Below are 23,704 nucleotides of genomic sequence, written 5' to 3' on the forward strand. Positions count from 1 at the left end.
ACTGTTCGCGTTTTCTGCGCGGCTATTTTTATCATCTGGTGATTTAGATAGGGTTACTTTTTAGGTAGGGTGACCACTTGGCACTTTCCCCATATATCTTGAAAAGCAGTTTTGTCTTTGGTGAGTAATACCATTACGTTACCTAGCCCAAGGGCTGAAGTGAATAAGCGGATCAGCGCTTGGGTATAGGAAATATTCGATCCATCTTTATTTTGAACTCGCAAACGCCAGGCTCGCATTCCGATTGTTTGGCCTTGGTTGTGCCAAAACCAAATATAGAACAAGATGATGCTGCCCCAAATGAGCCCCTGAAACCAAATTTGTGTCACCAAGTAACTCGAGGGCTCCACTCCCTCGGGGAGCGTGAGTAAGCCTAAACTACTACTGACGGCAACCATGGCCAAGCTCAACATGGTTACGACCATCGCAATGGCTGTTGCCATCACTGCATCATAAATATAAGCACCTAAGCGGCGGAAAAAGCCTGCGGTTGGAAGGGCTGAGAGAGAAGCTGCTTGTGTCATAGGATGTTTCCAAAAAAGTGAGGCCTTCATTCTAGCAAAACTCAGTTCACCACCACCAAACTATTGCCGAATTTTGCCAACATAAGCTTATAAAATGCTCGCGCGAGCAAATCTTAAACACTTAGACGGCTTATTCTTAAAAAGCACTTGCCAATCTAAAAACGCAGCTTATAATGCCAATCACTCGCTAAGGCGGGGAAAAATGCCAGAGTGATGAAATTGGTAGACATAGGGGATTCAAAATCCCCCGTTAGAAATAACGTGCCGGTTCAAGTCCGGCCTCTGGTACCAAATTAGAAAAAGCCGTCCTAGTGACGGCTTTTTTGTGTTTCAAAATCACCGTCGTGTAGTCTCCCCCCCAACATTCAACTCCTATACCGTCTCATCCTATGCTCTGTAGACAAATCATTTGCGAAGTCATTATTCGGCGGCATTCTACTCGGGTATAATTGTAGGGTAATTTGTCATCCATTCTTCTCGTGTTAAGTAGGTTTTAGCGCCACTTTTATAGTACTCACTGCTTTTATCTACAATCGAAAGGTCATCGGGCGTTGTCGTTATCATATAGAACCAAGTTGGTTTCGTGCTTAAGTACATAAATCGACTGCCCCCAGCACCAGGTAAATAGTTCGCGTTAGCGAAGTCACCTTTTGATACCGACGAAGAAACCGTTGGGTAGTAGTCGGCACCAATACTTAATAGGATCTTTGCTTCCTCGAGATTAGAATCATTATATTTCTTATCGTTGACCACCCATGCTTTCACGCGAACAAAAGCGCCGAGAACGTTTCGGCCATTTATACAGTTACGACTTGTTCCACCGTGAATAGGATAATGTTGCTCACTGATTTGGTATTCAGCAATACCTTCTTCTGAATATCGGACAGGCGTATCCGAAATGTAATTCATTATGTTGCTGGAGTAATAAGCTGCCCATTCAAAGTCGCTTATGGGAGCTTTAGACCAGTTGGCTTGATTTGTGGATACAGTCTCTTCACTGCTTCTTAGCAGCCATACTTCTGGCTTGCCCATGACAAGCCGTACGTTTTTGTTGGTATTGCTCTGCGCTTCAAATGCGGTAAACCATATTGTGATTGCATTCCAAGGTTCACTGCTAAGTATGGAATGATCGAGAATGCTCGTAGACCAATAGTCTGGTGTAGCGTCGCCTCTTGGTACACCTTGAACCAAGGTGGCATGGTTCGCCCATGCGGCAGTTAAAGGTGCGTTATACAATTTATCGTCATTGGGTAAAGCCATTGATGCATAGGCGTCTGCTGCCATTATATGGTTGGCGCTAGCTGATAGAGAGAAAATCGCCGCTAGCAGTGTAATGAGATTTGTTTGTTTAAACATAATGCTTCCTATACATTGTTTTATTGGAAATTATTTTTCCCTGTGGATGGAGTTTTAGGGATAAAAGGTCGCAGAGTCTGGGGGCTCTCCGCGAATTTATTTATGATTTTCGAGCCTCGTTTCAAGGGGGCTAGTGGCTCATTTTTGCAAGGTTTTTAATGCTTGCTGTTGATGCTATTTTTTTTACTTTAACCGCTTATCTCGATAAGCCCTTAAATCAATCATTTGGTTAGACAACACCTTATAATGCTTAATTGAATTGGCTTGAAAACGGTGGTGTTTACCCGCGGTTTTCACTGTTAGCCCAAGCACCTAAAAACCGAAATGGCTGCCCGTCGATACTTTGTTATTTTCACGAATATATTCTCTTGGTTAAAGAGTGTATGGATGGCGACCAAGTTAAGCCAGTTGATTTTTAGTCTCTCGTCAAAAATAATGATCTATTCATTACATGCTTTATATCCATGAGGGGTAAAAATGGAACAGTTGGTGAGTGTCGGGTGGCTCTATAGAAAAGGAGAGCGCTTACTCTGTGTGAAGTCTAAAGGTAAAGATAAATTTTTTATCCCAGGTGGCAAGCTGGAGAGCGGAGAAACCAATGAAGTTGGCTTACAGCGTGAAATTCGCGAAGAACTGAGTATTGAATTAGCTCTCGATTCAATTCAGCACCAATTCTCGATCACTGATACTGCATATGCTTTAGCCAATACTCAGCTGACAATGCATTGTTACACCGCAAATTTCACGGGGGATATATTTGCTAACGCAGAAATTGAAAAGGCTGAATGGTTGGGACTTTCTGAAATGAGTTGCTGCGCACCAGCGGCGCAGAAAGCACTTCATCGCGTTCTAAAAACCCCCAATGCTTAGGTCTTAAATTTGAGATGGATCTATGGCCACAAACGTTGACTGCAAGATTGGTTTTTCTGAGATTGATGAAAGAGTCTTAAAATGCCCGTTTTGCTATCGCTCGACGGGCATTGTTGTTGGCTGATTAATCAGCAATAAAAAGGCTTATCTTCTATGTTCAGTGAGCGTGATGCGGGCTCTTTATTCGTAAAAGTAAACGCGATGTTTAATTTTGCTCACTCATTTTCTAGCGGCTGTGGCTTGATTACCAGCCTTTTACCACTCCGCCTTTAAAGATTGTGGAAGCCGCTTGGTATACTTCATCGGTTTGGTAGGCTTTTACAAAGTTTTGCACATTTGCTGCGTTAACGTTGTCTTCGCGAGCCACGATTAAGTTGACGTAAGGCGATTTTTTACTCTCTACAAAAATACCATCTTTCTCGGGTGACAAGTCGATGCTACTAGCGTAAGTGGTGTTGATAATCGAAAGGGCAACGTCATCAAGTGAACGAGGCAATTGGGCGGCGTCTAATTCAACAATGCTAATGTTTTTAGGATTAGCAACGATATCGCGAACGGTGCCTTGTAGACCAACGCCGTCACGTAAGGTGAGTAGGCCTTGCTGCTCAAGAAGAATTAATGAGCGACCAAGGTTGGTTGGATCATTTGGAACCGCGATACGTGCGCCGTCTGGCAGTTCTGCGATAGTTTTAATTTGCTTTGAGTAGCCGGCGATTGGGTAAACAAAAGAGTTACCTGCGATAGCCAATTTATAGCCGCGATCGAGGATCTGTTGATCCAGATATGGTTTATGTTGGAAGGCGTTGATATCAACAGAGCCATCATCTAATGCTGCATTTGGTGTGACGTAGTCGGTAAAGGTCACTAACTCTACGTCTAGGCCGTATTTTTCTTTGGCTACCTTGGCTGCAACTTCTGCTACTTGAGCTTCTGCTCCGGCAATTACTCCAACTTTAATCTTGCTTAGGTCGGTCTCTTTCTCGCCACAACCCGCTAAAACTAAAGCAGATGCCGCCAGGCTAACTGCGAGAATACTTTTAAGACTAAATTTCATGCTGTGTTTCCTGTAATTAATATCTATTTGTGTCGATCTGGTGGTCGTTTTTAAAACCGTTATTTGCAAATTTTTTCGTTGAAAATCACTATCTGTGGTCGACCCGTCTTACAATCAAGTCGCCAATCGACTGAATAATCTGGACTAAGATGATGAGCATCACTACAGTCACGGCCATAATCACCACATCATAACGGTGAAAACCATAGCGAATAGCCACATCACCCAAGCCCCCTCCACCAACAGTGCCTGCCATCGCAGAATAACTGACTAAGGTTACTAGTGTGATGGTGACGGCATTGATAATGGTGGGGAGCGCTTCGGGCAGTAAAACTTTGGTGATGATTTGCCTTGGCGTTGCGCCCATCGACTGCGCTGCTTCAACTAAACCAGAAGGAACCTCTAGCAGTGCGCCTTCGATTAAACGTGCAACAAATGGGATTGCACCAATCGTTAGCGGCACAATCGCGGCGGTGGTGCCAATAAAGGTACCTACTAGCAGCTTGGTGAGTGGAATAATTGCGACCATGAGCACTAAAAACGGTACCGAACGACCGATATTTACGATTGCACCTAATATTCGGTTTAGTTTGTTGTTTGCAGCTAATCCACCTTTTTTAGTGATATGTAAAATAACACCTAAGGGAATACCAAGTGCAAAACCAACAATGCCCGCGACCGACACCATGTAGAGGGTTTCGCCCGTAGCGCCGAGTAGTAACTGACCATTGAAGTTTAGCCACTCCACGATTTGTTGAAATGAAAAACCGTTACTGGACATAACCAAGTACCTCCACTTTGACTTTATGTTGTTTCAGAAACTCAATCGCTGCGCTATCGTCTGCTTCATTGCCAAGTAGTTCGGCGACCATCATGCCAAATTTCACCCCTCCGGCGTAATCAAGATCGGAACTCAAAATACTGACATCGATATTAAATTGGCGAGCAATTTGACTGATCAGAGGTGCGTCAACCGTTGCTCCCGTAAACTCTAAGCGCACTAAGGGGTGACTTCCCACGACTCTTTTTGTGTTTAGCCGTACTCGGTAATCTTCGGGGATAGAGAGGTCTAAAGTTGAGCGTATAAAGTCATGAGCCAGTTGGGTTTTGGGATGCGCAAAAATTTCACCAACGGTTCCCTTCTCTACCAGTTCACCACCACCGATGATCGCGACTTGATGACAGATGCTCTTCACTACATCCATTTCATGAGTGATTAGTAAAATGGTAATGCCAAGTTGCAAGTTTATCTCTCGTAATAACTCCAGAATCGACTGGGTGGTTGCGGGATCAAGGGCACTGGTGGCTTCATCACATAACAGTACTTTCGGATCAGAGGCTAGGGCTCGCGCAATCGCGACTCGTTGCTTCTGACCGCCACTAAGATTGGCTGGATAGGTGTCTCGTTTATCGGTGAGGCCGACTAAGTCCAAGAGCTCTGTTACTTTACGATCAATCTGCGTTTTATCTGTGTTTGCTAGCTCTAAGGGCAGCGCGATATTGTTGAATACCGTACGTGAAGACAGCAAGTTGAAGTGCTGAAAAATCATCCCTATATTGCGTCTAGCTTGGCAAAGTTGTGGGTGTGAAAGAGTGGTGAGATCGACCCCATCAACAATGATTTGTCCCGAAGTTGGCGCTTCCAGCATATTGACACAACGGATCAAGGTACTTTTACCTGCACCGGATGAGCCAATCACGCCAAAAATGGTTCCTTGAGGAATAGAAAGGTTGATGGCATTAAGCGCAACAATCTCTTTCTCTCCTTGATAGAAAACCTTATTAACATCGCTGATTTCAATCATTTACATAGGCCTATACAAGAGAGCTTAGAATTACATGCTAAGGTGTGACTGAATGGTAGAAGGATGCTATGGATAAGTGCCCTTGAAGTCAATGATTAATTAGCCGTCCAGAAGTCTAATTGGGTATTTTAACAAATCTAATTTGTTCTGAGTTATAGCCGGCTGCTATAAGAGCGCTTTGTGGTTAAACCAAGCGCTATGAAATTCTGTTGTTGTTTGCAGTGGCGGGGCGCGTTGTGGCGGCTTTTTATTTGCCGCGCGGGCAACTTGGGATGATTGTACCGCCATCAAGCGGTAAGGCTGGCTACTTGCAACAAGGGGGGATTGGCCGCCGTCGTTTATTCAACTTGGTTATTTTGTGTTATTTGTGAAACGCAAAAAGTCATCGAAATAATCGATGACTCGTCACAATTTGAATCTAAAGTCCTAGACCTTTCTTTGGCGATTTTTTGGCTGCTTTGACTGCTTTCTTTTCTTTGGCGGTTAACAGCGGTTTCTTCTTGGAGCCTTTTTTACGGTCTTGTCCTTTACTCATGATCATTTCCTATTTGGGGAAGCACTTAAACCTGCAGTTAGTTTGGATCCAAGCTTAGGAGAATTGTATGCATTGAGCTCTGTAAACGGAATGCGTAACCATTTCGGTATGGCCTCATGGCGCAACAATAGATATAAATAGCTTATTTTAGCTGGCTGGTTTGCCATCACAGGCAATCTAGTCGTTGCTGACAAAGCCTATTTTCCTGAGTTCAGGTCAGCTAACACCGCGCTTGGCCCGATAAATCTAAGATAGATCACGCTTCACTGCGCTCATCATTTTCTGAAATGACGGGCATTCTAAATGCGAAGTTTGTGGGCAAGTTGCAACATGGAAAAGGCTATTGCGTATTGCTTGTAGCTGTTTAATTTGCGCATCAATCTCAGTCGTTTTTTGGATTAACAATGTTCTATCGATAGACAATTCATCGTTTGTATCGAACATCATTGAAATTTCAATGAGCGATAGCCCAGCCATGCGGCCCAAAGAAATAATATTTAATTTATTCAATACACTTGGAAAATATTGTCGGCGTAGCCCTTTTCGACTGGGGGAGTGGATCAGCCCGATTTTTTCATAATATCTTAAGGTTGAAGGTTTTAAACCAGAGCGACGAGCCACCTCTGCAATATCCATCATATCTCCTATTGACTTAAAGTTGACTTCAAGTTGTACCCTGTTTGTGAATCTATCAAATTAAGAGCGACAAGGGGAATATTTAATGCTTACGAATCTTTGTTTACAAGCCGTTTGGATTGGTATTGGAGCGACGCTGGTCATGGATGGTTGGTCGTTGTTTCAAAAAAGAATACTCGGGATCCCTGCGCTGGATTATGCGCTGCTTGCGCGATGGGTATGTTTCATCCCAAGGGGGCAGCTACTGCATCGAACGATTGTGTCTACACCGCCGGTCAAGGGCGAAAGACTTCTCGGTTGGGCCTTACATTATGCAATTGGGATTGTTTTTGCGATGGCTCATGTGTTTTTATTCGAAGAGGTATGGCTGGCAAGTCCAACACTGCTGCCTGCGTTGATCACCGGGATTGTGACCTTGATATTTCCTTTTTGTATCATCCAACCTTGTCTTGGTTTTGGGTTTGCGGCAAGTAAAACAGCGGCGCCTCGGTTGGCGAGGGGGTTAAGTATCGTCACTCACAGTGCCTATGGCATTGGCCTATTTTGCAGTGCCTTAACGTTACCCTAGATACTCAGGGGGGCTTAAAGTCGCGCTCTGGTTTGAGCTGAGCCGCGACACGCCGATAGTTTGATGAAGCAAGCCGGTCGGTTTTGCTTAAGTTATCCTTTCCATAAAAGAGCGGAAAAATTCTTTGAGCCTATCGATATAACTCGGGGGAGTTTCAACCCGCGGTTGATGGCTATAAAATTGCTTCAGATAACGCTGTGCATGGCTTTTTCCTGCCACATCATTACTTGATTGCAAATAAGTGATTCGTTCGTGAAACGCCAGCACCTTAGTTTGTGATTTGAATATCGGCGTATATTTTAGATCAAATTGACTGGCGGTTTGCCGATCAAAGTAGCAGCCTTGATCCGCATTAGGGATGTGTTTCCAATAGGGCCCAGTAATATCGAAAACATCGAAGGTGTTATTCCCAAAGTCCAGTTCAATCCATGTGTGATAAAGGTTCTTCACGTTATCGTTATTTGACAAGGCCTTACGTATTCGCTTGCTTAGTGTGTTGAGCGTTTTGGCGTCTTTATCTGCTGGTTCGAGCAGGCCAATCACAACCCGTGTTTGTTTACAGTGAGCGATTCTTTGTTTCACTTGATCAACAATCGCCAAGTGCACTGGCAGGCAATTGAGGCGCATATCCTCGCCTATATCTTGAGTATCATAGGGGCTGACACGCCAATACCGAGCTCCGTTTGGTCCTGCGGTATAAATCTCTCTGAGAGTTTTTTGGGCGGATTTTTTTAAGTCAAAAACGTCATTTTTATGAATCTGATAGGGAAGCGTAATCGTCAAACGAACCTCTTTGAATGTTTGCAACATGATCGCGATGAAGACCGCAACTGGAGTTTAGCAGTTTATGGCTTGTGGGCACTCGAGTCATCAACTTCAAACCGAGATTGTTATTCAATAAGCGATTAAAGCCGTGATTGAGGTGATATGACTAAGTTATTGTGCCGAGCTTAGGGCCGGGAGTGACTTTAAGTTTGCTCTTGAGCTTGCAAATCGATTCGTTTTAAAAAGGATAGGCTAGGCTCTGTTTTACATTTTCCATCACTACATTTGAGCTGAATTTGAGTATGGTTTGGTCATCCAGAAATAACTCTCGGGTGATTTCTTGATATCTTTGCATACTGGACGCGGTAATCATCAGTATAAAATCTTTTTCTCCCGCCATGTAGTAACACTGTTGTACTTCGGAGTGCGCCTTGGCTTTTTTCTTGAAGTTGTCAATCACGGTGGTGCCACCTTTTGCCAAGGAAACTTCAACAATAATAGTTATGAAGTTGCCTAGCGCGCGGCTATTTAATATGGCGACTTCTTTTTCGATGGTTCCCGATTCCCTCAGTTTCTTGATCCTTCTTTGAACCGCAGTTGCAGACAGTCCTATTTCATTTCCAAGATCTTCAGAGGTTTTTTTGTTGTTTAATTGTAGTTTCGCTAAAAGTTGTCGGTCGAAGTCATCCATGTGCAGTTTTTCTCCATATTAAGTAAAAATCAGCCGAATTCATGCGTGTGTCAGTATTATAGGCTGCGATTTGAAAGGCGGGTAGGCATAAACTGGATAGACACGAATAATGAGGGAAAATGATGATGTTAATGATGGATAAGCGAACCATGGTTGGGGTGGGTCTCGGTTTAATTGCCTCGATGATTTGGGGCAGTTGGCCGGTGGTGTCAAAAGTCGCTGCGCTGCAAAGTTTGTCTCCTTTAGATATTGCGACCCTTCGTTTCAGTATTGCCGGTTTTATCTTGTTACCGGTACTGCTGTTCCATGCGATCAAACTAAGCGTGATTTTTAGTAAAGGTGCTATTTTAGCCGTTGGTGCTGGGGCACCCTACGTGATTCTTGCAACTTCGGGGATTAATTTGTCATCGAGTGCTCACTTTGGAACTATTGCACCGAGTACCATGTTGGTATTTTCTACCCTTGGGAGCATGTTTTGTTTTGCGGATAAATTGACGCCCAGCCGATGGTTAGGGATTGTGCTGATCATTTCCGGCATTGTCTTTATCGGCAAAAGTAGTTTTGAGGAATTGAATGCCGACATTTTATTGGGTGATCTTATGTTTGTAGGCTGCGGCGTTCTTTGGGCTTCTTTCACATTACTCTGTAAATTTTGGCAGTTAAACTCTTGGGTCGCTACCTCGATGGTTTCTGTGGTTTCGGCTGTTGTTTGTTTACCAATATCTTTACTCTTCAATCCGGGGGCACTGACTCAACTTCCGGTGGACATGTTGGTTAATCATGGCTTGTATCAAGGCGTATTGGTGGCGATTGTTGCGCTCTATTGCTACGCCAAAAGTATTAGTATTTTGGGCGCTGCCAAAGGCGCTATATTTGCGGCGCTAGTGCCTCCAATTGCCTTGGTATTAGGCGTTATAGTGCTTGGTGAGTCGCTGACTAGCGCTGAGTTCATCGGTTCTGCAGGTATCTTTCTAGGTATGCTGTTTTCTCTTGGAATGATCAAATATCAGGGTTTTGGCTTGGTCAATTTGACGAGGAAATCGAATTAAATATAAGCGATAATTGGTTTGAAAAGGTCATGTAGGTTAAAGCCACTAGTAAAATCGAGAGTCAAGCAAGGTTTGCAGAGAAGACTGTTTGAATACCACATGCCAGGTTTAAATATTTAATTGATAAAATTCATAAAAGGATGACCATTACAAGATATCTTTTGAGATGTATAATCTGCAACATGCTGTATTTCTAAGTTGTACGCTGCTGATTCAGAGTTTTACAAAAAGCACTGAGCACTTAAGCCTTCCCATTACTCAGCAGTAAAGGAGCAATCAATGAAAGGACTTCGGGGCATTCTCATCAACTTGGCGGCTTATGCTATGTTAATTATGTCGTTTGCAAGTGCAGCACAAGAGACTCGCAGCATTGTTATTGCCACGACAGCCTCCGCAGGCGGCCCCTCTGGGCCAATTTTTGATCATATAGATAAGCAACGTTTAGCAGACCGACCCGGTTATCGTGCTGAGTTGTTGCTGCAGGCTGGTGAGCGCTGTGGTGTTGAAATCAAGTTTTTGTTAGTTCCATGGAAAAGGGCGCTGTTGTTGGTGGAGTATGGTGGTGCAGACGCCGCTTATTCTTCAAGCTATAAAAGCGAACGGGCGGTCTATGGTGCTTATCCGATGAAAGACGGACTACCGGATCCAGAGCGGGCGGTAAGAGGCTACTTTTATCAATTGTTTACGCTTAAACAAAGTGACTTAAAGTGGGATGGAAAAAAGATCAGTGGTCCGAGGACCCGTATCGCGGTTGAACGAGGCTCTGCTGGTATCGATATTGTAAAACGTTTGGGCTTAAAACCGCTTGAGTTTAATGATGAGCAGCAGATGCTGGATATGCTGGTTGCTAAGCGGGTCGACGGCGTTGTTGCGATTGGCGGCAATGTTCAATCGGTGATTGCCTTTGCACCGTTACTCGCTCGTCAGATTAAAATATTACAGCCAGCGCTCAAATCCAAGCTCGGTTATTTGATGTTTTCGAAGAATTTTTATTTTGAGCATACCGCGTTGACGGAGTGTATTTGGAATGCCATTGGTAATATACGCCAGTCCGCAGACTATAAGGCGTTGGTTCAGTCCTATGGTGTTTCTGGGTCGAATTATTAGGGTATCCTTTGCTCTATTCAATGTAAGGCTCTGTTGAACAGCCTCCATCGCTTTTTCTCATCTGTTTGCATCACTCACAAAATACCGTCTGATTCGCTTATCGTGGCACGATGCTACAGATCTCATTTTTTGAGGTCTCTCGAGTGTGCCGAAATATTGTAACGATCCAGTTCTTTGCAAATCTCATTGATTCAGGGAAACTACTGTTCAAACAAAGTGAGATAAGCATGTGGAAATGGATAGTTTAGATTTAAAGATCCTGTCAATTTATCGCAAAGACACTAAAAAGAGCGCTGAGTATATCGGTTCCATGGTGGGTTTATCGGCTTCTGCCGTTCAACGTCGGATTAAGCAATTACGAAGTAGCGGCATGATTGATAAAGAAATCGCGGAGTTGAATGCCGAGAAATTCGGAATTCAAATGCAGTTTATTATTCATGTGGATCTGATCGATGAGCGAAATACCGATATTGGTCGCTTCGAAAATAAGATGCGAATTCATCCTTGCGTACTGCAATGTTATTACGTTACCGGGCAAAGTGATTTTTGTTTGCTGATTGCAGTGAAGAGTGTGGCTGAGTTTGATTCATTTACTCAAAACATGTTGATGGATGATGACAATGTTCGAAGTTTTACTTCTTCGTTAATTATTCGCCAATCGAAACAGGATGCTTCAGCTTTTATCGAGCAACTGTTGGAGTAGTTGTTGGTGTTTCAGATGACGAAAATATGCGTGTTTTGCTGATTTTAAGCCGGATTTGTGCAGCTTTTTTATAAACAATGGCGCTATTGATTACCTCTTTCTCTTAGCATATTAAGACTCATTTTAGTGAAGGAAATACAATCATGTCTGAGATTATGGAAGTGCTGACACCTGATAGTGATGTATCGGGAAGCCTTCGAAAAAAAGCGCAAATTGTGACCGATTTTGACGATAATCTGCGCTCTTGTGTCAACAACTTACATGCCACCTTAAATGATGTTCGCCATAGGCTCGGATTTGGTCGAGCTTTAGCTGCGCCACAAACGGGGCTGTCTTTAAGGATTATTGTGGTTAACCTGGGGGCTGCGCCAATCACCTTGATTAACCCGGAAATCACTTGGCGCTGTGACGCTATGCAGTCGGTTTGGGATGACTGTTTAAGTACCCCAGAACTGATCGTTAAAATCCAACGGCATCAAAGCATTAGCCTCAAATACCAAAATATTCACGGTGAGTTTCGTGATTGGAATGAGCTTCCGGCCGATTATTCGGAGCTATTGCAACATGAGTATGAACATCTCGATGGCGTGTTGATGATTGACCACGCGAAGGGAGATAACGTGTTACCGTCAGCGCAGAAATCGAGGGTTTGCCCACCAGTGGCGGAGTCGAGGATCTCTTTAAGTAAAATCCAGAGGGCACACCAGCATATCAACCCCTTGTTTACCCAGTCTCGGTTATTCCGTTCGTCCTTTTTAAGCCAAGCTTGCAAGGCCAATATCTGGCTTAAAGATGAAACCGATAATCCGATTGCTTGTTTTAAGGGGCGAGGAGCTGAACACTACCTCTCTACAGTATTCAGTCCTGAGGATAAACGGCCAATTGTTTGTGCGAGTGCCGGTAATTGGGGACTTGCACTGGCTTGGAGTTGTCAGCAGCGAAAACGCCCGCTAGAGGTTTTTGTTCCGAGCAATGCGAACCCGCTTAAGGTTTCTAAAATCAAAGCATTAGGCGCTAAGATTCAGCACTATGGTGATGATTTTGATAGCGCCAAAGAGCAAGCCAAGCTGTATAGCCAACAGCATGCTTATTGTTTTCTGGAAGACGGTAAAGAGGTGGCTGTTTCAGAAGGCGCTGGAAGCATTGGGGTTGAGTTACTCAGCAAGGGCCAGCATTTCGATGCGGTATATATTCCGCTGGGAAATGGGGCCTTGATCAACGGTGTTGCGCGCTGGATAAAAGCATCCTCGCCGAGTACCCAGATTATCGGTGTTGTTCCCAAAGGTGCCGATTCAATGTATTGCAGCTGGCTACAATCTCGTGCGGTTGAGCGTGATTCGGTGAATACGATTGCCGATGGGCTTGCCGTAAGAAGCCCCATTCCGGAAGCGGTGATGGACATGCAAGGTTTAGTAGACAAGGTGATTTTAGTTGATGACCCGCAGATCCAGAGGGCTATGGAAGATGCCGAAACTGCCGATTCGTTGAGATTAGAGCCTTCTGGTGCGGTTGCTATCGCTGGCGTGATTGCAATGAGCGAAGAGCAAGCGCTACAAGGTCATATCGCTGTATTGCTTACCGGAGCAAATCGCGCCTAAGCCGTTTCAGCGACTGCTTATACCAATTTGATTAATTATATTATCAGCCTATTGCGTTGAATAAATCTGCTGATAAAGAGGCATGAATAGCTGTAACTAGTGGCTCTAATTACAAGGTTTATAACGAAGTTAGCGGTGATTTAGGCCAGTAAAAATGCGCGGTTCATTAGTTAGATTGGTATTATATCGGGTTTGATATAAAACCTCCTGTCGACCATTGTCAGTCGACAGGAGGTTTACGAATTAGCTTGAATGTTATGACATTTGATACGAGTGAGTTGATATTTCGTTCTTATATCTGTTGTTCCGCTTCGGGTCATCGATTATGGCTGAAAGATCAGCTCCCAGTTTTGGGAGCGTCATTTCATGTTAGCTATATAACCAATAATTTTTAAGCGAGGAGTATTGCGCTAAAGATTTCCCTAGATATTTCCATCCTTAGAGCCCCTCGGCTATTTTTACGATGCTCTCGTTGCTGGCGTATCATTCGCTGTTTTGCTGAAACACTACCATTGAACCCAGACGCAAGCATATTTTTACGTAATGGTGGAATATCTACGCGAGCAATCGCTTTATTGTTAACCACTGCTTGGGCAGGTACCGGATAAAGTTTACGCGGCATGAGGTATTTCAATTTGTTTACCAGCGCGGTGCCGCGCTGAAATGAGCTATCGCGAAGGCTAATAAAGGTTAATGCATCGACAACTTGGGTATCGATATGAATATCAACTCTAACTAGTTCTGAGCGTTTGTAACCATCTGGTTTATAGTCAAGCGTTGCATAGCCTTTGCTGGCAGATTTAAGCTCACTAAAAAAGCCATTAATCATCATTGCAAGGGGCATGCTGTATTCGATGAGAACGTCATCATCGGAAAGGTAGGACATATTCATATAGTCCCCCATTTTGCTGTCACACAATTCTAGAACTCTTCCCGAAAAACGAGAGGGGGTGCTAATGCTCACCCTTACTAAAGGTTCTTCGGCATAGTTTAGAACATCGTGAGATGGAAACAGAGCTGGATTATCGACTTCTAGAATCGTGTTATTTTTTAAAATACACCGGTAATTCACGGTTGGTGCAGTGGTGATTACGTGTTGTTGATATTCCCTCTTAAGGCGTTCTTCAATTATTTCTCGATGCAGCATACCGAGAAATCCGCAACGAAATCCAGCGCCTAAAGACTCTGATACGTGAGGCTCTACGGAGAGTGAGGCATCATTCAGTTGTAGTTTTTGCATCGCATACCTCAGGTTTTCAGCATTGCCTTGTAGGTCGGGATAAATGCCGCAAAAAACCATTGGTTTTATTTCTGTGAACTTTTGCACTAGCTCTGTTGCTGGCTGGTGGCGTGATGTTATTGTATCTCCAACATGCACCGCGCGAATATCTTTTATAGCCCCAGTGATATAGCCTACATCACCCGTATTGAGTCTTCGAGTCGGGGTCATTTGGGGCATGAAATAACCCGTCTCAATCACTTCAAATGACTGACCTGTCGATATGAATTTAAGTGTTTCCTTTGGCGATAGTTTGCCATCCATTATTCTTACATGCAGGATCGCACCACGGTAACAGTCGTAGTGAGAGTCAAAAATATAGGCTCTTAGAGGGTTTTTGGGATTGCTCCTGGGGCTAGGGAATCGTTTTGGGATCGTGTCAAGCAAGGCTTCAACACCCTCTCCGGTTCTTGCTGACAAGTGCATGATATGTTGTAGGGCAAGGCCATCAATTGCCGATAGCTGCGTCATCACCCGCGCAAGATCAGCCTGAGGGCTGTCAATTTTATTCACGACAGGCAATATTGTGAGCCCATGTTGTTGAGCAAGACGCAAGTTAGCCAGTGTTTGTGCTTGTACACCTTGAGTCGCGTCAATCAGTAGGATAGCACCTTCACAGGCAGTAATGCTGCGGGATACTTCAGAAGAAAAATCGACATGACCTGGGGTGTCAACAAGATTGAATTGCCACTTTTTTCCAGTTTTGTCTTGCCAGAGCATGTGAACGGTTTGCAGTTTAACCGTAATCCCTCGTTCTTGTTCGATATCCATCGAATCTAATATTTGATCTTTCATTTCACGGGCTGTGAGGGTATGGGTGTATTCGATCATGCGGTCGGCAAGGGTTGATTTGCCGTGATCGATATGGGCGATGATGCAGAAATTACGAGTGTTAGAATTATTCATGGAATGGAGCCTTGTATCAATATGGGGAACCCACAGAAAATCAGCATTTCTAAAGGAAGTGCTGGGGGGAGCGTGGCGCCATGAAAGCGCGTTTTGATACATTTTTTAGCCGTCGGCATGATAAAACGGCTAAAATTTTCAGTCAATTATTTTTATCGTAGGGAGATCCTGTCATTTTTGTGGGTGTGAAAAGCGTTTGGTGGCATGGCGGTGGTATAATGCCTTACTCCATACTGTTTGATCATGTGGTGACCAGAAAGCAATAAGGGAGATTCGATTGTCGACCCTCGCTTAGTTAAAAAATACCATTGTTTCCTCTGTAATAGATAAGGAATGACATGAACGCAGAAATGACGATCCTCGAGTGGACCGATACCGCGATTGGCCATCGACTGTGGCTGGAAAAACAAAGCTATTCTAGTACTAGATTATGCTTGAAAGTGGTGAAAGATGTGGTGCCGGAAATTTTATATCTCGATTTAGTGATGTGTCATGATAAGGCGGTAAAAGCGTGGCAAGGTCAAGCCTTCGCGGTATCTTCAGTGTTTGATGATGGCCACTTGTATTCTCAGGTTCGTTGTTTACTGAATCTAAGTGATGGGTGTGTGCTCTGGTTAGTTAATCATATTAAGCTACCCAATGGTCAAAAGATGTCGGCAGATAAGCTGACTTTTGTACCAGGTATGCGCTGTGTGAATGGTGCCTTAGCCGCCATTGATTAACTGCAATTATAAGCACTTCAAGCGGTGAAAGCCTTTGCCTAAGCTGTCGCAATGATAGTCGTTTATGATTGTTTTATGCCATCTACAGCCACCGTGCCCTTGGCTTCTCTCGAATACTTATTCAATCGCTTGTTTGTTGTTGGCTCTGATGAGATTGATGATGGTATAGGAATTGACCAAGATAAAGGTTGTTTCCATCATCGTGCCACCAATGGAGCCCAACAACAGGTTGTTGCCTAACCAACAAAAGGAGTTGAATAGAAGCAAGGCGCGAAGTTTTAAGCCTTCCGTTTTAAATAGCCCCCAAGTCGCTAAGGACGTTCCAATAATGGGGAGCAGTTCATAGGGATTATGCATCGCCAGCACACTCATTAACCACAACAGGGCAATAAAACTCCACATGACGCCGCTGGACTGAGTTTTGCTCGACGCATAGGTTCTTAACGCGCTAATGGCACTGGCAAACACCGCCGTATAAGCCCCCATTAATATAAAGTGACCACACAGCACAATTTGAAAAATGGTCAGTCGGCGTCTAAATGCATGGCCATCTTGGGTAAAAAAGGCACTGATACCGATTAGGAAAGCGATCAGGCCGACAACTTGCGCGAGGTTTAATTCTGGCATGATAATTCCTTTAAATTTGACTGAATTGCAATTGCTCGCGTAAGTAGTGAGCGGCTAACTCGGGGCTGTTTAATATGCTTATATTTGGTTGTTGAATATATTGAGTCGCATGGGCCATCGAAGCCTGTGCAAGTACAATGACATCATCATCGAGACGCTGTTGATTGATGTGTTGGGCAATGGTACGTGCATAGTTGTCGGTGTCGCCCGCCAGATAATAGGACCAGGCTTGAGGGATCAGTTCGGCGTTTACTCTGGGGTTTTTCGCCTGTTGTTGGGCACAGCTGGCGATTAGCTCAAGGGTTGGAGTGAGTGTGCTTTGCAGCGCGGCAAATACTCGCACTCGCTGGGCTTGAACCGCTTGATTGGCCATGGGACGGTCGACTCGGATCACTCGGGCGGACACATTCGGGGTATTTTCTGCAATGTCTCCGATGGTTGAGCAGGTACATACAATCAGCTCTGCGCCTGCCTGTGCGATTTGTTGTATTACTTGTTGTACAGCTTTAATCAGCTGTTCATTTAAGCCTTGCTCGATGGCTCTTTGTAGTAATTCGGGGTGAACATAGTGCTTGATATCGAGTTTGTTCATCTCTAAGTGTTGCTCAAGGTAGGGTTTAAACAGGGCGATATTGGCCTCTAGAGTATAGAGCAGAGCTAGTTTCATGCGGTCTTGCCTCATCCCCTGTGAATCTGGAGATCATGGTTGATTTTACTGGATAAATAAAGGTTTATTATGGAAGCTTTTTGGCTTGAAGCAAGCAGTATACTCGTTCTTCAGCGGTGAAAGCGCTTGTTCCTTAAGCTGAGCATATACACCTCCAGCATCCATGGCGATCGGTTTTATGGTTTTCCGTGCCGTGCGCAAAGATTGCAGTTGCCCATATTTGAAACAATTCTTCGCCATCTTTGGATGGCCGATTATTGCGAAGCGGGTATTCGCTTCGCAATGATATGGGTTTGTTTAGCAATGCATCCTTCGACGCCCCACCTTCGGAGTCGGCTTGTTTATAGGGAAGCCACGGCCGCGCGAGCGCCTGTTTGACAAATGATTTGGTAGGCTTTGCTGATTTCGGCAACCAAGTGATGATGATTCACAAGCTCTTTACCGAAGACGGATTCAAGTCCTAGCAGGGCTTTGACTCGTGATGCTTGTTCTGGATGTGCTTGGTAAATCGCTTTCAATTGCTCTGCCATCGGATCTCGAACCTCTATGGGCTGTTGGTTTTCATCTTCGCCACCGACGTATTTCATCCAAGCAGCGATGCCCATTGCTAACCATTTGTAGTCTGAGCCTTGGTTTAAGTGATAACGCAAGGCGCTACCAAAACGTTGTGGGATCTTTTGGCTACCATCCATGGCGATTTGCCAAGTTTGATGTTTTAAACTTGGATTACTAAAACGTTCTATCAGTTGCTTGGCGTAGGCAAGTAAATCGGTACCTTCTGGCATGTTTAAAGTCGGAGCTTGAGCTTTGATCATTAAATCGAAAGCGGCTTGGCGGTAACTCTCATTGCTCATGGTATCGGAAATATGTTGATACCCTCCCAGATAGCCGAGATAAGCGAGGAAGGAATGGCTGCCGTTTAACATGCGTAGTTTCATTTCTTCGAAGGGAACCACGTTGCTTACAAATTCTGCACCGGCGATATCCCAATCAGGACGCCCATTAACAAAATTATCTTCAATCACCCATTGTTTAAAGGGTTCACAGGCGATACCACAGGGATCGGCAACGCCAAGTTGTTGGCTGATTTCTTCCAAGGTTTCGGCGGTTGCCGCAGGAACGATACGATCAACCATGGTACAGGGAAAGCTTACTTCTGCTTCGATCCAAGCGGCAAGCTCTTGATCAACCGCTTGGGCAAAATCGAGTACGGCGGCGCGGGCAACATGACCATTTTCTTGAACATTATCGCAAGACATCACCGTAAAGGCGCGCCGACCTAAATCGCGCCGCATTCTCAAGGCTTCAACGATATAAGCGATGGCCGAACTCGGTTGTCGAGGATTAGCCAGATCGGTGGCTATCAACGAATTATTGAGATCTAAACGACCGCTTGTCGGATCGACACAGTAACCTTTCTCGGTGATGGTCATCGAGATAATCGCTACTTGTGGCTCGGCCATCTTCGCTAATACCGCCTGCGAGCCTTCGAAGCTGGGATGCAAGGATTCGGTTACTGAAGCGATGAGCTTCACGGTGGTTTCGGTAGCCCCTTTTTCGCTAACCGTATATAGATGGTCTTGTTGGCGGAGTTGGCGGATTAGTTCCTCTCCGCCAAATAGGTTGATCTCGCAAATCCCCCAATCACTGCTGGATTTATCTAATACTTCGTTGGTGAATAAGGCTTGATGGGCACGATGAAAGGCGCCAAAACCAAGATGGACAATGCGACTTTTCAGATTTAATCGAGGGTAGCTCGGGCGGAGTACTCCAGCCTTAAGAGTGGTATTAGCAATATTGTTCATGATTTTTCCTTATTTTCCGTCAGTCAAACTGGCGGAATGTTTATCGATAATAAAATTCATTTTTGATTGAGTCTTCAAGTCTCACCCTTCCCCCAGGAGGCAAAGGTTGCTTTGTGAAATCGAGTCCACTGTATTGCGCGATAATCGAAGCTGCATAGAAGCACCTTTGTTGTTTCATGGCTTGGTTGGTGAGTTTGCTAAGCATCGAGCTGTGGAGAAATCGCATAGCAGTCGTCGATAAAGATCGCCCTCGGTTCATTGAATTTGTTAACTTTGGTATACCAATTGTTAGTTGTTTTCCATTTGAGCGAATAAAGTAACTAGTGATAAATTTGGTTGAGCAGTTATTTTTGACGATAAATGGTCTTGGGCTTCTTTAGGTCAGGATTATAAGGAAATGCCATGAAACAGATGGTGATCGGTGTCACGTAATTGGTTAACCAAAATGTTGGGTTGAATTGTATTGGTCGGTGATTTGTGGATATTGGTTTGACATTGCGTTGTTTTATCGCGAATATGTGCGTCGAAGCTGAATCAAATCGAACTTACAAGCTTTGAGGTTTCTACTGCTCGAGAGTAAAGCGATGACGCTGGCTCTGCTTTGGCCGCTGTGAGTGCTATACAGCAATAAACGGCGATGCAACTGAAGTATTTCGGCCTAGAACGCGTGGCTCTACCGCTGTATTGATGATTTCTTTAGGGCGATTGGGGAAGCCAGCTGTTGAGCTGTTGAGCAGTTGAGCCGATGAAGGCTATTAATTCAATTGATTATTGAAACATGAAAACAAGGTGTTACGGCAGTTTTAGATAAACAGGTTGACCAATTTGCTTGGGCCATTATGATGAACGCATAATGTAATGGACAATAGTGATAAGCAGATCATGATGCTTTTTGAACCGAAACGACCGTATCAGGAACTCGGTCTAATACTGAGACAAGAATTAATGGATGGTCATTACCAAGTGGGTGACCGTCTACAACCTGAGCGTGAGATTGCCGAAAGGCTTCAGGTGAGTCGCACCGTGGTGCGTGAAGCCATTATTATGCTGGAGTTGGAAAATTTAGTTGAAGTCAAGAAAGGTTCTGGGGTTTACGTTGTGAATATTCCGGACCAATCGAATGGCCGTGAAAATGTGATGAAAGATGATGCAGGCCCTTTTGAAATGCTGCAAGCTCGGCAATTACTCGAGAGTAATATTGCTGAATTTGCGGCGATTCAAGTAACTCCAGGCGATATCGTGAAGATGCGGGCGGCTTTAGAGCTGGAACGCAAAGAACTGGCCGAAGGCTCTTGTAATAGCAGTGGCGATGAGTTGTTTCATTTAAGCATTGCCGAGGCGACGCAAAACTCGGTTTTGGTGGATATGCTGAAGCATTCTTGGGAGCGCAGAGAACAAAGTCCAATGTGGAAAGTTCTTCATTCATACATTACTGATACGGCTTATCGTGAAGAGTGGCTTGCTGACCACGCCCGTATTTTGGCGGCGATGCAACGTAAAGATCCGATAGCGGCTAAAAATGCCATGTGGCAACACCTTGAAAATGTAAAACAGCGACTATTGGAGCTCTCAGACATTGACGACCCCAGTTTTGACGGCTATTTGTTTAGCTCGAATCCGGTGGTGTCGTTGGGGAAATGATGATCGGCCCCTGTTGGTTCTCCAAAATTGCTATGACTTAAATTTTGCAATGAATTGCTATTTTTAGTTTGCTTCATCGTTGGCACTACGATGGTGAAGTAAATTGATTATATAGATAAAAAGGTGGTTGTAATGGAACAAACTTGGCGTTGGTATGGTCCCAATGATCTGGTGTCTCTCGACGATATTCGTCAGGCGGGGGCGACCGGAATTGTGAATGCTTTGCACCATATTCCTAATGGGGAAGTATGGAGTAAACCGGAAATTCTAAAGCGTAAGCAAATCATCGAAGCGAAAGGTTTAAGCTGGTCGGTGGTAGAGAGTGTTCCGGTACATGAAGATATCAAAACTCAAACCGGTGATTACCAACAATGGATCGAAAACTACAAGCAAACCCTGACTAATTTGGCGCAGTGTGGCATCGATACGGTATGTTATAATTTCATGCCTGTTTTAGATTGGACTCGCACTGATTTGGCATTCGAAATGCCTGATGGTTCCAAAGCGCTACGCTTCGATCAAATCGCTTTTGCCGCGTTTGAGCTACATATTCTTAAACGACCAGCGGCCGAAAAAGATTATTCCGCAGATGAGCAACAACAGGCGCTGGCATATTTTCAGAAAATGTCTGAACAAGATGTGATTAAACTGACCAGCAATATTATTGCAGGTTTGCCGGGCGCAGAAGAGGGCTATACGCTCACCGAGTTTCAGGCTCAGTTGGACCGTTACGCGGGTATTACTAAAGATCGTTTGCGTGAACACATGGTTTATTTTTTACAGCAGTTAATGCCCGTTTGCGAAGCTTATGGTTTGAGAATGGCGGTTCATCCGGACGATCCTCCACGACCTATTCTAGGTTTGCCGCGCATCGTATCTACCATTGAAGACATTAATTTTCTCACTGAACAAGTTCCCAGTAAAATGAATGGGATTACCATGTGTACTGGCTCTTATGGGGTACGTGGTGACAACGATTTGGTGAATATGATTAAGCAACATGGTGAGCGTGTTTACTTTACTCATCTGCGTTCGACTATGCGTGAAGAGAATTCGAAGAGTTTTCATGAGGCGGCTCATCTGGAGGGTGATGTTGATATGTATCAGGTCGTCATGGCGCTGTTAGCAGAAGAGCATCGCCGTAAACAGCAGGGGGAACAAAGACTGATCCCAATGCGTCCTGATCATGGCCATCAAATGCTCGATGATTTGAATAAAAAAACTAACCCTGGTTATTCGGCAATTGGCCGTTTGAAGGGCCTTGCTGAAGTCCGTGGCCTTGAGCTCGCTTTGCGCCGCGCTTTTTTTTAAGCGGGTTGTTTAGCGAATCTTAAACATTTTCTTAAGCTGGATCTGCTGGTGAGTGCTTATGCCACTTCGCTGTGATTCGATTGCCCGTTTGAGTCTCGAGCGCAGATTTGTGTCTCGCTCGATATTTTGCCGCTACAGTGAAGTGACAGTTGATGAATATTTGTAGTCGGTGCTGATCCATGCGGTGTTCGAAGGGCTAAAACTCGTGTGGTTAGCGGAGCGTCATTTTGGCTAGTTCGATTGGCTCATTAGCTTATGCTTTAGCTGACACTTGAATCGGTCGCCTGCGAATCTATTCTTTGGCTCATCGTCTGAGCGATCAATCATAAAACTTTAATTATAAGTAGGGCGCTACAGATGTAGTGCCTTTTTTACTTACAATATTCACTAGTTTGTCGCTGACTAATTGGCCGGGTGAACGTTGGTTTGCGCTTACGCAGATTTATCTTTATTGTGTGTTATCAAATACTGATAAATTTCATATTTTAACAATTCGTCAACTCAAAGTTACTCGACTGGCTTAAAGCAGCTATATTAGTAGTTGAATTAGTAGTTAAAATTCGTCCTTAAATCGACATATTGAGTGAGTCTGCCGACACTCAGCAATGATATTGGTGGCAGGGAGGTTAGGATGACCGAACAAGAATTGCTTGCCCGGGTTAATGAATTACCGAAAGTTTCGAGCGTGGTGCAAGAGTTAGTGAGCATGCTTAATCACCCTGATTGCGATTTTGCGGTGCTCGCCAAGAAAATCTCGATGGACCAAGTGATTAGCGCACGGGTATTGCGCTTGTCTAACTCCGCTCATTTTGGTCATAGCAGAACGATTGCTTCGGTCAACGAGGCGGTGATCCGTTTGGGGGTTATCCCTTTAAAAACAATGATTGTGGTCTCTTGGTTGACCAATGCTTTCCCAAGATTTAAAACCTTAGACATGAAATTATATTGGGGAGATACCTTCGAGATTGCGATTATCGCCAGTAAAATTGCAAATAAAGTTGGGATCGATGCCAACGAGATGTTTACGGCTGGTATTTTGCACAACATTGGCGACTTGATGATCCATAGTTTGGTTCCCGATATTGCCTGCGAAATTCTCGCGAGGGTGGCAGAAGGTGAAGATGAGCTTGAGTTACAACGGCGTTTGTTGGGGACGACAACTGCCAAATTGGGCGCGGAATTGGCCCGCAGCTGGAAGTTTGCACCGCGTTTAGTGGATACCATTGAGTTTTATATGAATCCTGATTTAGCGACTATTGAGCCGCTCAGGGCGTTGGTATTGAACTTTGCCTGTAAAGTGCATCGAGACTGGGACTCATTAGAAAGTAAAGCCGCGAAAATCGATTACTTGGTTAGCCATGCCCATTCTGGGCGTTTGATTCTGCCTTCGTCATACTATGTATCGATCGATAAGGTGAGAGGACAGGGGCGTGAAATGGCCGAGCAAATGTCTAGTTAGCTTGTTGTCGCATTTATTGGATTGGT

Annotated in this window: 23 protein-coding genes and 1 tRNA gene; 12 read left to right on the forward strand and 12 right to left on the reverse strand. The window is 44.5% G+C overall.

The genetic code is table 11. The features are described 5' to 3' along the window. Positions 1-53: 53 nt before the first annotated feature. Positions 54-524 (reverse strand): RDD family protein, encoded by a 471-nt coding sequence (locus tag ACRRSY_RS03830; RefSeq protein ID WP_432464376.1) that lies wholly within the window; start codon positions 522-524, stop codon positions 54-56. A gap of 204 nt (positions 525-728) precedes the next feature. Between ACRRSY_RS03830 and ACRRSY_RS03835 the strand changes: the two genes are divergently transcribed. Continuing rightward, positions 729-815, forward strand: a tRNA-Leu gene (locus ACRRSY_RS03835). Positions 816-959: 144 nt separating this feature from the next. Here the strand turns inward: ACRRSY_RS03835 and ACRRSY_RS03840 are convergent. Beyond that, the gene (locus ACRRSY_RS03840; protein ID WP_432464377.1) at positions 960-1,880 is read right to left on the reverse strand and encodes a hypothetical protein; all 921 of its coding nucleotides are present in this window, start codon (positions 1,878-1,880) and stop codon (positions 960-962) included. Between the two features lie 477 nt (positions 1,881-2,357). Between ACRRSY_RS03840 and ACRRSY_RS03845 the strand changes: the two genes are divergently transcribed. After that, entirely contained in the window at positions 2,358-2,750 is a 393-nt protein-coding gene (locus ACRRSY_RS03845; RefSeq protein ID WP_432464378.1) for an NUDIX hydrolase, read from the forward strand. A gap of 244 nt (positions 2,751-2,994) precedes the next feature. Here ACRRSY_RS03845 and ACRRSY_RS03850 read toward each other — a convergent pair whose 3' ends face one another. From ACRRSY_RS03850 to metN, 3 genes are all read right to left on the reverse strand, one after another. Continuing rightward, entirely contained in the window at positions 2,995-3,804 is an 810-nt protein-coding gene (locus ACRRSY_RS03850; RefSeq protein ID WP_432454494.1) for a MetQ/NlpA family lipoprotein, read from the reverse strand. An 88-nt stretch (positions 3,805-3,892) separates the two neighbouring features. After that, positions 3,893-4,585, reverse strand: a complete 693-nt coding sequence (locus ACRRSY_RS03855; protein WP_432454493.1) for a methionine ABC transporter permease — start codon at positions 4,583-4,585, stop codon at positions 3,893-3,895. Beyond that, positions 4,575-5,609: a methionine ABC transporter ATP-binding protein MetN gene (metN, locus tag ACRRSY_RS03860; RefSeq protein WP_432454492.1), complete on the reverse strand. Its 1,035-nt coding sequence runs from the start codon at positions 5,607-5,609 to the stop codon at positions 4,575-4,577. Before metN ends, ACRRSY_RS03855 begins: the two co-directional genes overlap by 11 nt. A 209-nt stretch (positions 5,610-5,818) precedes the next feature. On the opposite strand from metN, the gene ACRRSY_RS03865 reads away from it, so the two are divergent. Further along, positions 5,819-5,980, forward strand: coding sequence for a hypothetical protein (locus tag ACRRSY_RS03865; RefSeq protein WP_432464379.1), 162 nt, complete (start codon positions 5,819-5,821; stop codon positions 5,978-5,980). A 410-nt stretch (positions 5,981-6,390) separates the two neighbouring features. On the opposite strand, the gene ACRRSY_RS03870 is transcribed toward ACRRSY_RS03865, so the two are convergent. Continuing rightward, entirely contained in the window at positions 6,391-6,783 is a 393-nt protein-coding gene (locus tag ACRRSY_RS03870) for a helix-turn-helix domain-containing protein (RefSeq protein WP_432454489.1), read from the reverse strand. A gap of 82 nt (positions 6,784-6,865) precedes the next feature. On the opposite strand from ACRRSY_RS03870, the gene ACRRSY_RS03875 reads away from it, so the two are divergent. Next, a complete protein-coding gene (locus tag ACRRSY_RS03875; protein ID WP_432464380.1) occupies positions 6,866-7,348 on the forward strand; it encodes a DUF2938 domain-containing protein in 483 nt (160 codons plus the stop codon). Positions 7,349-7,435: 87 nt separating this feature from the next. On the opposite strand, the gene ACRRSY_RS03880 is transcribed toward ACRRSY_RS03875, so the two are convergent. Further along, a complete protein-coding gene (locus tag ACRRSY_RS03880) occupies positions 7,436-8,158 on the reverse strand; it encodes a hypothetical protein (protein WP_432464381.1) in 723 nt (240 codons plus the stop codon). 193 nt (positions 8,159-8,351) lie between these two features. Further along, a complete protein-coding gene (locus ACRRSY_RS03885; RefSeq protein ID WP_432460956.1) occupies positions 8,352-8,804 on the reverse strand; it encodes an Lrp/AsnC family transcriptional regulator in 453 nt (150 codons plus the stop codon). 119 nt (positions 8,805-8,923) lie between these two features. Between ACRRSY_RS03885 and ACRRSY_RS03890 the strand changes: the two genes are divergently transcribed. The 4 genes from ACRRSY_RS03890 (at position 8,924) to ACRRSY_RS03905 (ending at position 13,261) form a co-directional block, all read left to right on the forward strand. Then, a complete protein-coding gene (locus ACRRSY_RS03890) occupies positions 8,924-9,853 on the forward strand; it encodes a DMT family transporter (RefSeq protein WP_432464382.1) in 930 nt (309 codons plus the stop codon). A gap of 279 nt (positions 9,854-10,132) precedes the next feature. Then, positions 10,133-10,960: a substrate-binding periplasmic protein gene (locus ACRRSY_RS03895; protein WP_432464383.1), complete on the forward strand. Its 828-nt coding sequence runs from the start codon at positions 10,133-10,135 to the stop codon at positions 10,958-10,960. 235 nt (positions 10,961-11,195) lie between these two features. Further along, a complete protein-coding gene (locus ACRRSY_RS03900; protein WP_432454483.1) occupies positions 11,196-11,663 on the forward strand; it encodes an Lrp/AsnC family transcriptional regulator in 468 nt (155 codons plus the stop codon). Positions 11,664-11,806: 143 nt separating this feature from the next. After that, a complete protein-coding gene (locus ACRRSY_RS03905) occupies positions 11,807-13,261 on the forward strand; it encodes a pyridoxal-phosphate dependent enzyme (protein ID WP_432464384.1) in 1,455 nt (484 codons plus the stop codon). Positions 13,262-13,652: 391 nt separating this feature from the next. Here ACRRSY_RS03905 and lepA read toward each other — a convergent pair whose 3' ends face one another. Next, complete coding sequence (gene lepA / locus ACRRSY_RS03910) at positions 13,653-15,446, reverse strand: translation elongation factor 4 (RefSeq protein WP_432454481.1); 1,794 nt, start codon at positions 15,444-15,446, stop codon at positions 13,653-13,655. A 338-nt stretch (positions 15,447-15,784) separates the two neighbouring features. Here lepA and ACRRSY_RS03915 point away from each other — a divergent pair, with 338 nt between their 5' ends. Continuing rightward, positions 15,785-16,168, forward strand: a complete 384-nt coding sequence (locus ACRRSY_RS03915; protein WP_432454480.1) for a hypothetical protein — start codon at positions 15,785-15,787, stop codon at positions 16,166-16,168. Between the two features lie 117 nt (positions 16,169-16,285). On the opposite strand, the gene ACRRSY_RS03920 is transcribed toward ACRRSY_RS03915, so the two are convergent. The 3 genes from ACRRSY_RS03920 to ACRRSY_RS03930 all read right to left on the reverse strand — a co-directional run bounded on the left by ACRRSY_RS03920 (position 16,286) and on the right by ACRRSY_RS03930 (position 19,267). Next, positions 16,286-16,795: a YgjV family protein gene (locus ACRRSY_RS03920; protein WP_432454479.1), complete on the reverse strand. Its 510-nt coding sequence runs from the start codon at positions 16,793-16,795 to the stop codon at positions 16,286-16,288. Between the two features lie 10 nt (positions 16,796-16,805). Then, the gene (locus ACRRSY_RS03925; RefSeq protein WP_432464385.1) at positions 16,806-17,462 is read right to left on the reverse strand and encodes a hypothetical protein; all 657 of its coding nucleotides are present in this window, start codon (positions 17,460-17,462) and stop codon (positions 16,806-16,808) included. Positions 17,463-17,803: 341 nt separating this feature from the next. Then, positions 17,804-19,267, reverse strand: a complete 1,464-nt coding sequence (locus ACRRSY_RS03930) for a fructuronate reductase (protein ID WP_432454477.1) — start codon at positions 19,265-19,267, stop codon at positions 17,804-17,806. Positions 19,268-20,125: 858 nt separating this feature from the next. Here ACRRSY_RS03930 and ACRRSY_RS03935 point away from each other — a divergent pair. The 3 genes from ACRRSY_RS03935 (at position 20,126) to ACRRSY_RS03945 (ending at position 23,678) form a co-directional block, all read left to right on the forward strand. Further along, positions 20,126-20,908, forward strand: a complete 783-nt coding sequence (locus tag ACRRSY_RS03935) for an FCD domain-containing protein (RefSeq protein WP_432460965.1) — start codon at positions 20,126-20,128, stop codon at positions 20,906-20,908. Between the two features lie 132 nt (positions 20,909-21,040). Continuing rightward, entirely contained in the window at positions 21,041-22,219 is a 1,179-nt protein-coding gene (uxuA, locus tag ACRRSY_RS03940; protein WP_432464386.1) for a mannonate dehydratase, read from the forward strand. A 631-nt stretch (positions 22,220-22,850) separates the two neighbouring features. Beyond that, on the forward strand, positions 22,851-23,678 hold the full coding sequence (locus ACRRSY_RS03945; RefSeq protein ID WP_432454474.1) for an HDOD domain-containing protein: 828 nt from the start codon (positions 22,851-22,853) through the stop codon (positions 23,676-23,678). Positions 23,679-23,704 lie beyond the last annotated feature (26 nt).

The sequence above is a fragment of the Agarivorans sp. QJM3NY_33 genome (assembly GCF_050870865.2).
GTDB lineage: Bacteria > Pseudomonadota > Gammaproteobacteria > Enterobacterales > Celerinatantimonadaceae > Agarivorans.

Bases quoted from the DNA above. Each gene is read 5' to 3' on its own strand.
- ACRRSY_RS03925 (WP_432464385.1), bottom strand. From the start codon at position 17,462: ATGAAACTAGCTCTGCTCTATACTCTAGAGGCCAATATCGCCCTGTTT.
- ACRRSY_RS03855 (WP_432454493.1), bottom strand. From the start codon at position 4,585: ATGTCCAGTAACGGTTTTTCATTTCAACAAATCGTGGAGTGGCTAAAC.
- ACRRSY_RS03915 (WP_432454480.1), top strand. From the start codon at position 15,785: ATGAACGCAGAAATGACGATCCTCGAGTGGACCGATACCGCGATTGGC.
- lepA (WP_432454481.1), bottom strand. From the start codon at position 15,446: ATGAATAATTCTAACACTCGTAATTTCTGCATCATCGCCCATATCGAT.
- ACRRSY_RS03830 (WP_432464376.1), bottom strand. From the start codon at position 524: ATGACACAAGCAGCTTCTCTCTCAGCCCTTCCAACCGCAGGCTTTTTC.
- ACRRSY_RS03945 (WP_432454474.1), top strand. From the start codon at position 22,851: ATGACCGAACAAGAATTGCTTGCCCGGGTTAATGAATTACCGAAAGTT.
- ACRRSY_RS03900 (WP_432454483.1), top strand. From the start codon at position 11,196: ATGGATAGTTTAGATTTAAAGATCCTGTCAATTTATCGCAAAGACACT.
- ACRRSY_RS03885 (WP_432460956.1), bottom strand. From the start codon at position 8,804: ATGGATGACTTCGACCGACAACTTTTAGCGAAACTACAATTAAACAAC.
- ACRRSY_RS03845 (WP_432464378.1), top strand. From the start codon at position 2,358: ATGGAACAGTTGGTGAGTGTCGGGTGGCTCTATAGAAAAGGAGAGCGC.
- ACRRSY_RS03870 (WP_432454489.1), bottom strand. From the start codon at position 6,783: ATGATGGATATTGCAGAGGTGGCTCGTCGCTCTGGTTTAAAACCTTCA.
- ACRRSY_RS03840 (WP_432464377.1), bottom strand. From the start codon at position 1,880: ATGTTTAAACAAACAAATCTCATTACACTGCTAGCGGCGATTTTCTCT.
- ACRRSY_RS03905 (WP_432464384.1), top strand. From the start codon at position 11,807: ATGTCTGAGATTATGGAAGTGCTGACACCTGATAGTGATGTATCGGGA.
- ACRRSY_RS03875 (WP_432464380.1), top strand. From the start codon at position 6,866: ATGCTTACGAATCTTTGTTTACAAGCCGTTTGGATTGGTATTGGAGCG.
- uxuA (WP_432464386.1), top strand. From the start codon at position 21,041: ATGGAACAAACTTGGCGTTGGTATGGTCCCAATGATCTGGTGTCTCTC.
- ACRRSY_RS03850 (WP_432454494.1), bottom strand. From the start codon at position 3,804: ATGAAATTTAGTCTTAAAAGTATTCTCGCAGTTAGCCTGGCGGCATCT.
- ACRRSY_RS03935 (WP_432460965.1), top strand. From the start codon at position 20,126: ATGGACAATAGTGATAAGCAGATCATGATGCTTTTTGAACCGAAACGA.
- ACRRSY_RS03890 (WP_432464382.1), top strand. From the start codon at position 8,924: ATGATGATGTTAATGATGGATAAGCGAACCATGGTTGGGGTGGGTCTC.
- ACRRSY_RS03920 (WP_432454479.1), bottom strand. From the start codon at position 16,795: ATGCCAGAATTAAACCTCGCGCAAGTTGTCGGCCTGATCGCTTTCCTA.
- ACRRSY_RS03880 (WP_432464381.1), bottom strand. From the start codon at position 8,158: ATGTTGCAAACATTCAAAGAGGTTCGTTTGACGATTACGCTTCCCTAT.
- ACRRSY_RS03895 (WP_432464383.1), top strand. From the start codon at position 10,133: ATGAAAGGACTTCGGGGCATTCTCATCAACTTGGCGGCTTATGCTATG.
- ACRRSY_RS03930 (WP_432454477.1), bottom strand. From the start codon at position 19,267: ATGAACAATATTGCTAATACCACTCTTAAGGCTGGAGTACTCCGCCCG.
- metN (WP_432454492.1), bottom strand. From the start codon at position 5,609: ATGATTGAAATCAGCGATGTTAATAAGGTTTTCTATCAAGGAGAGAAA.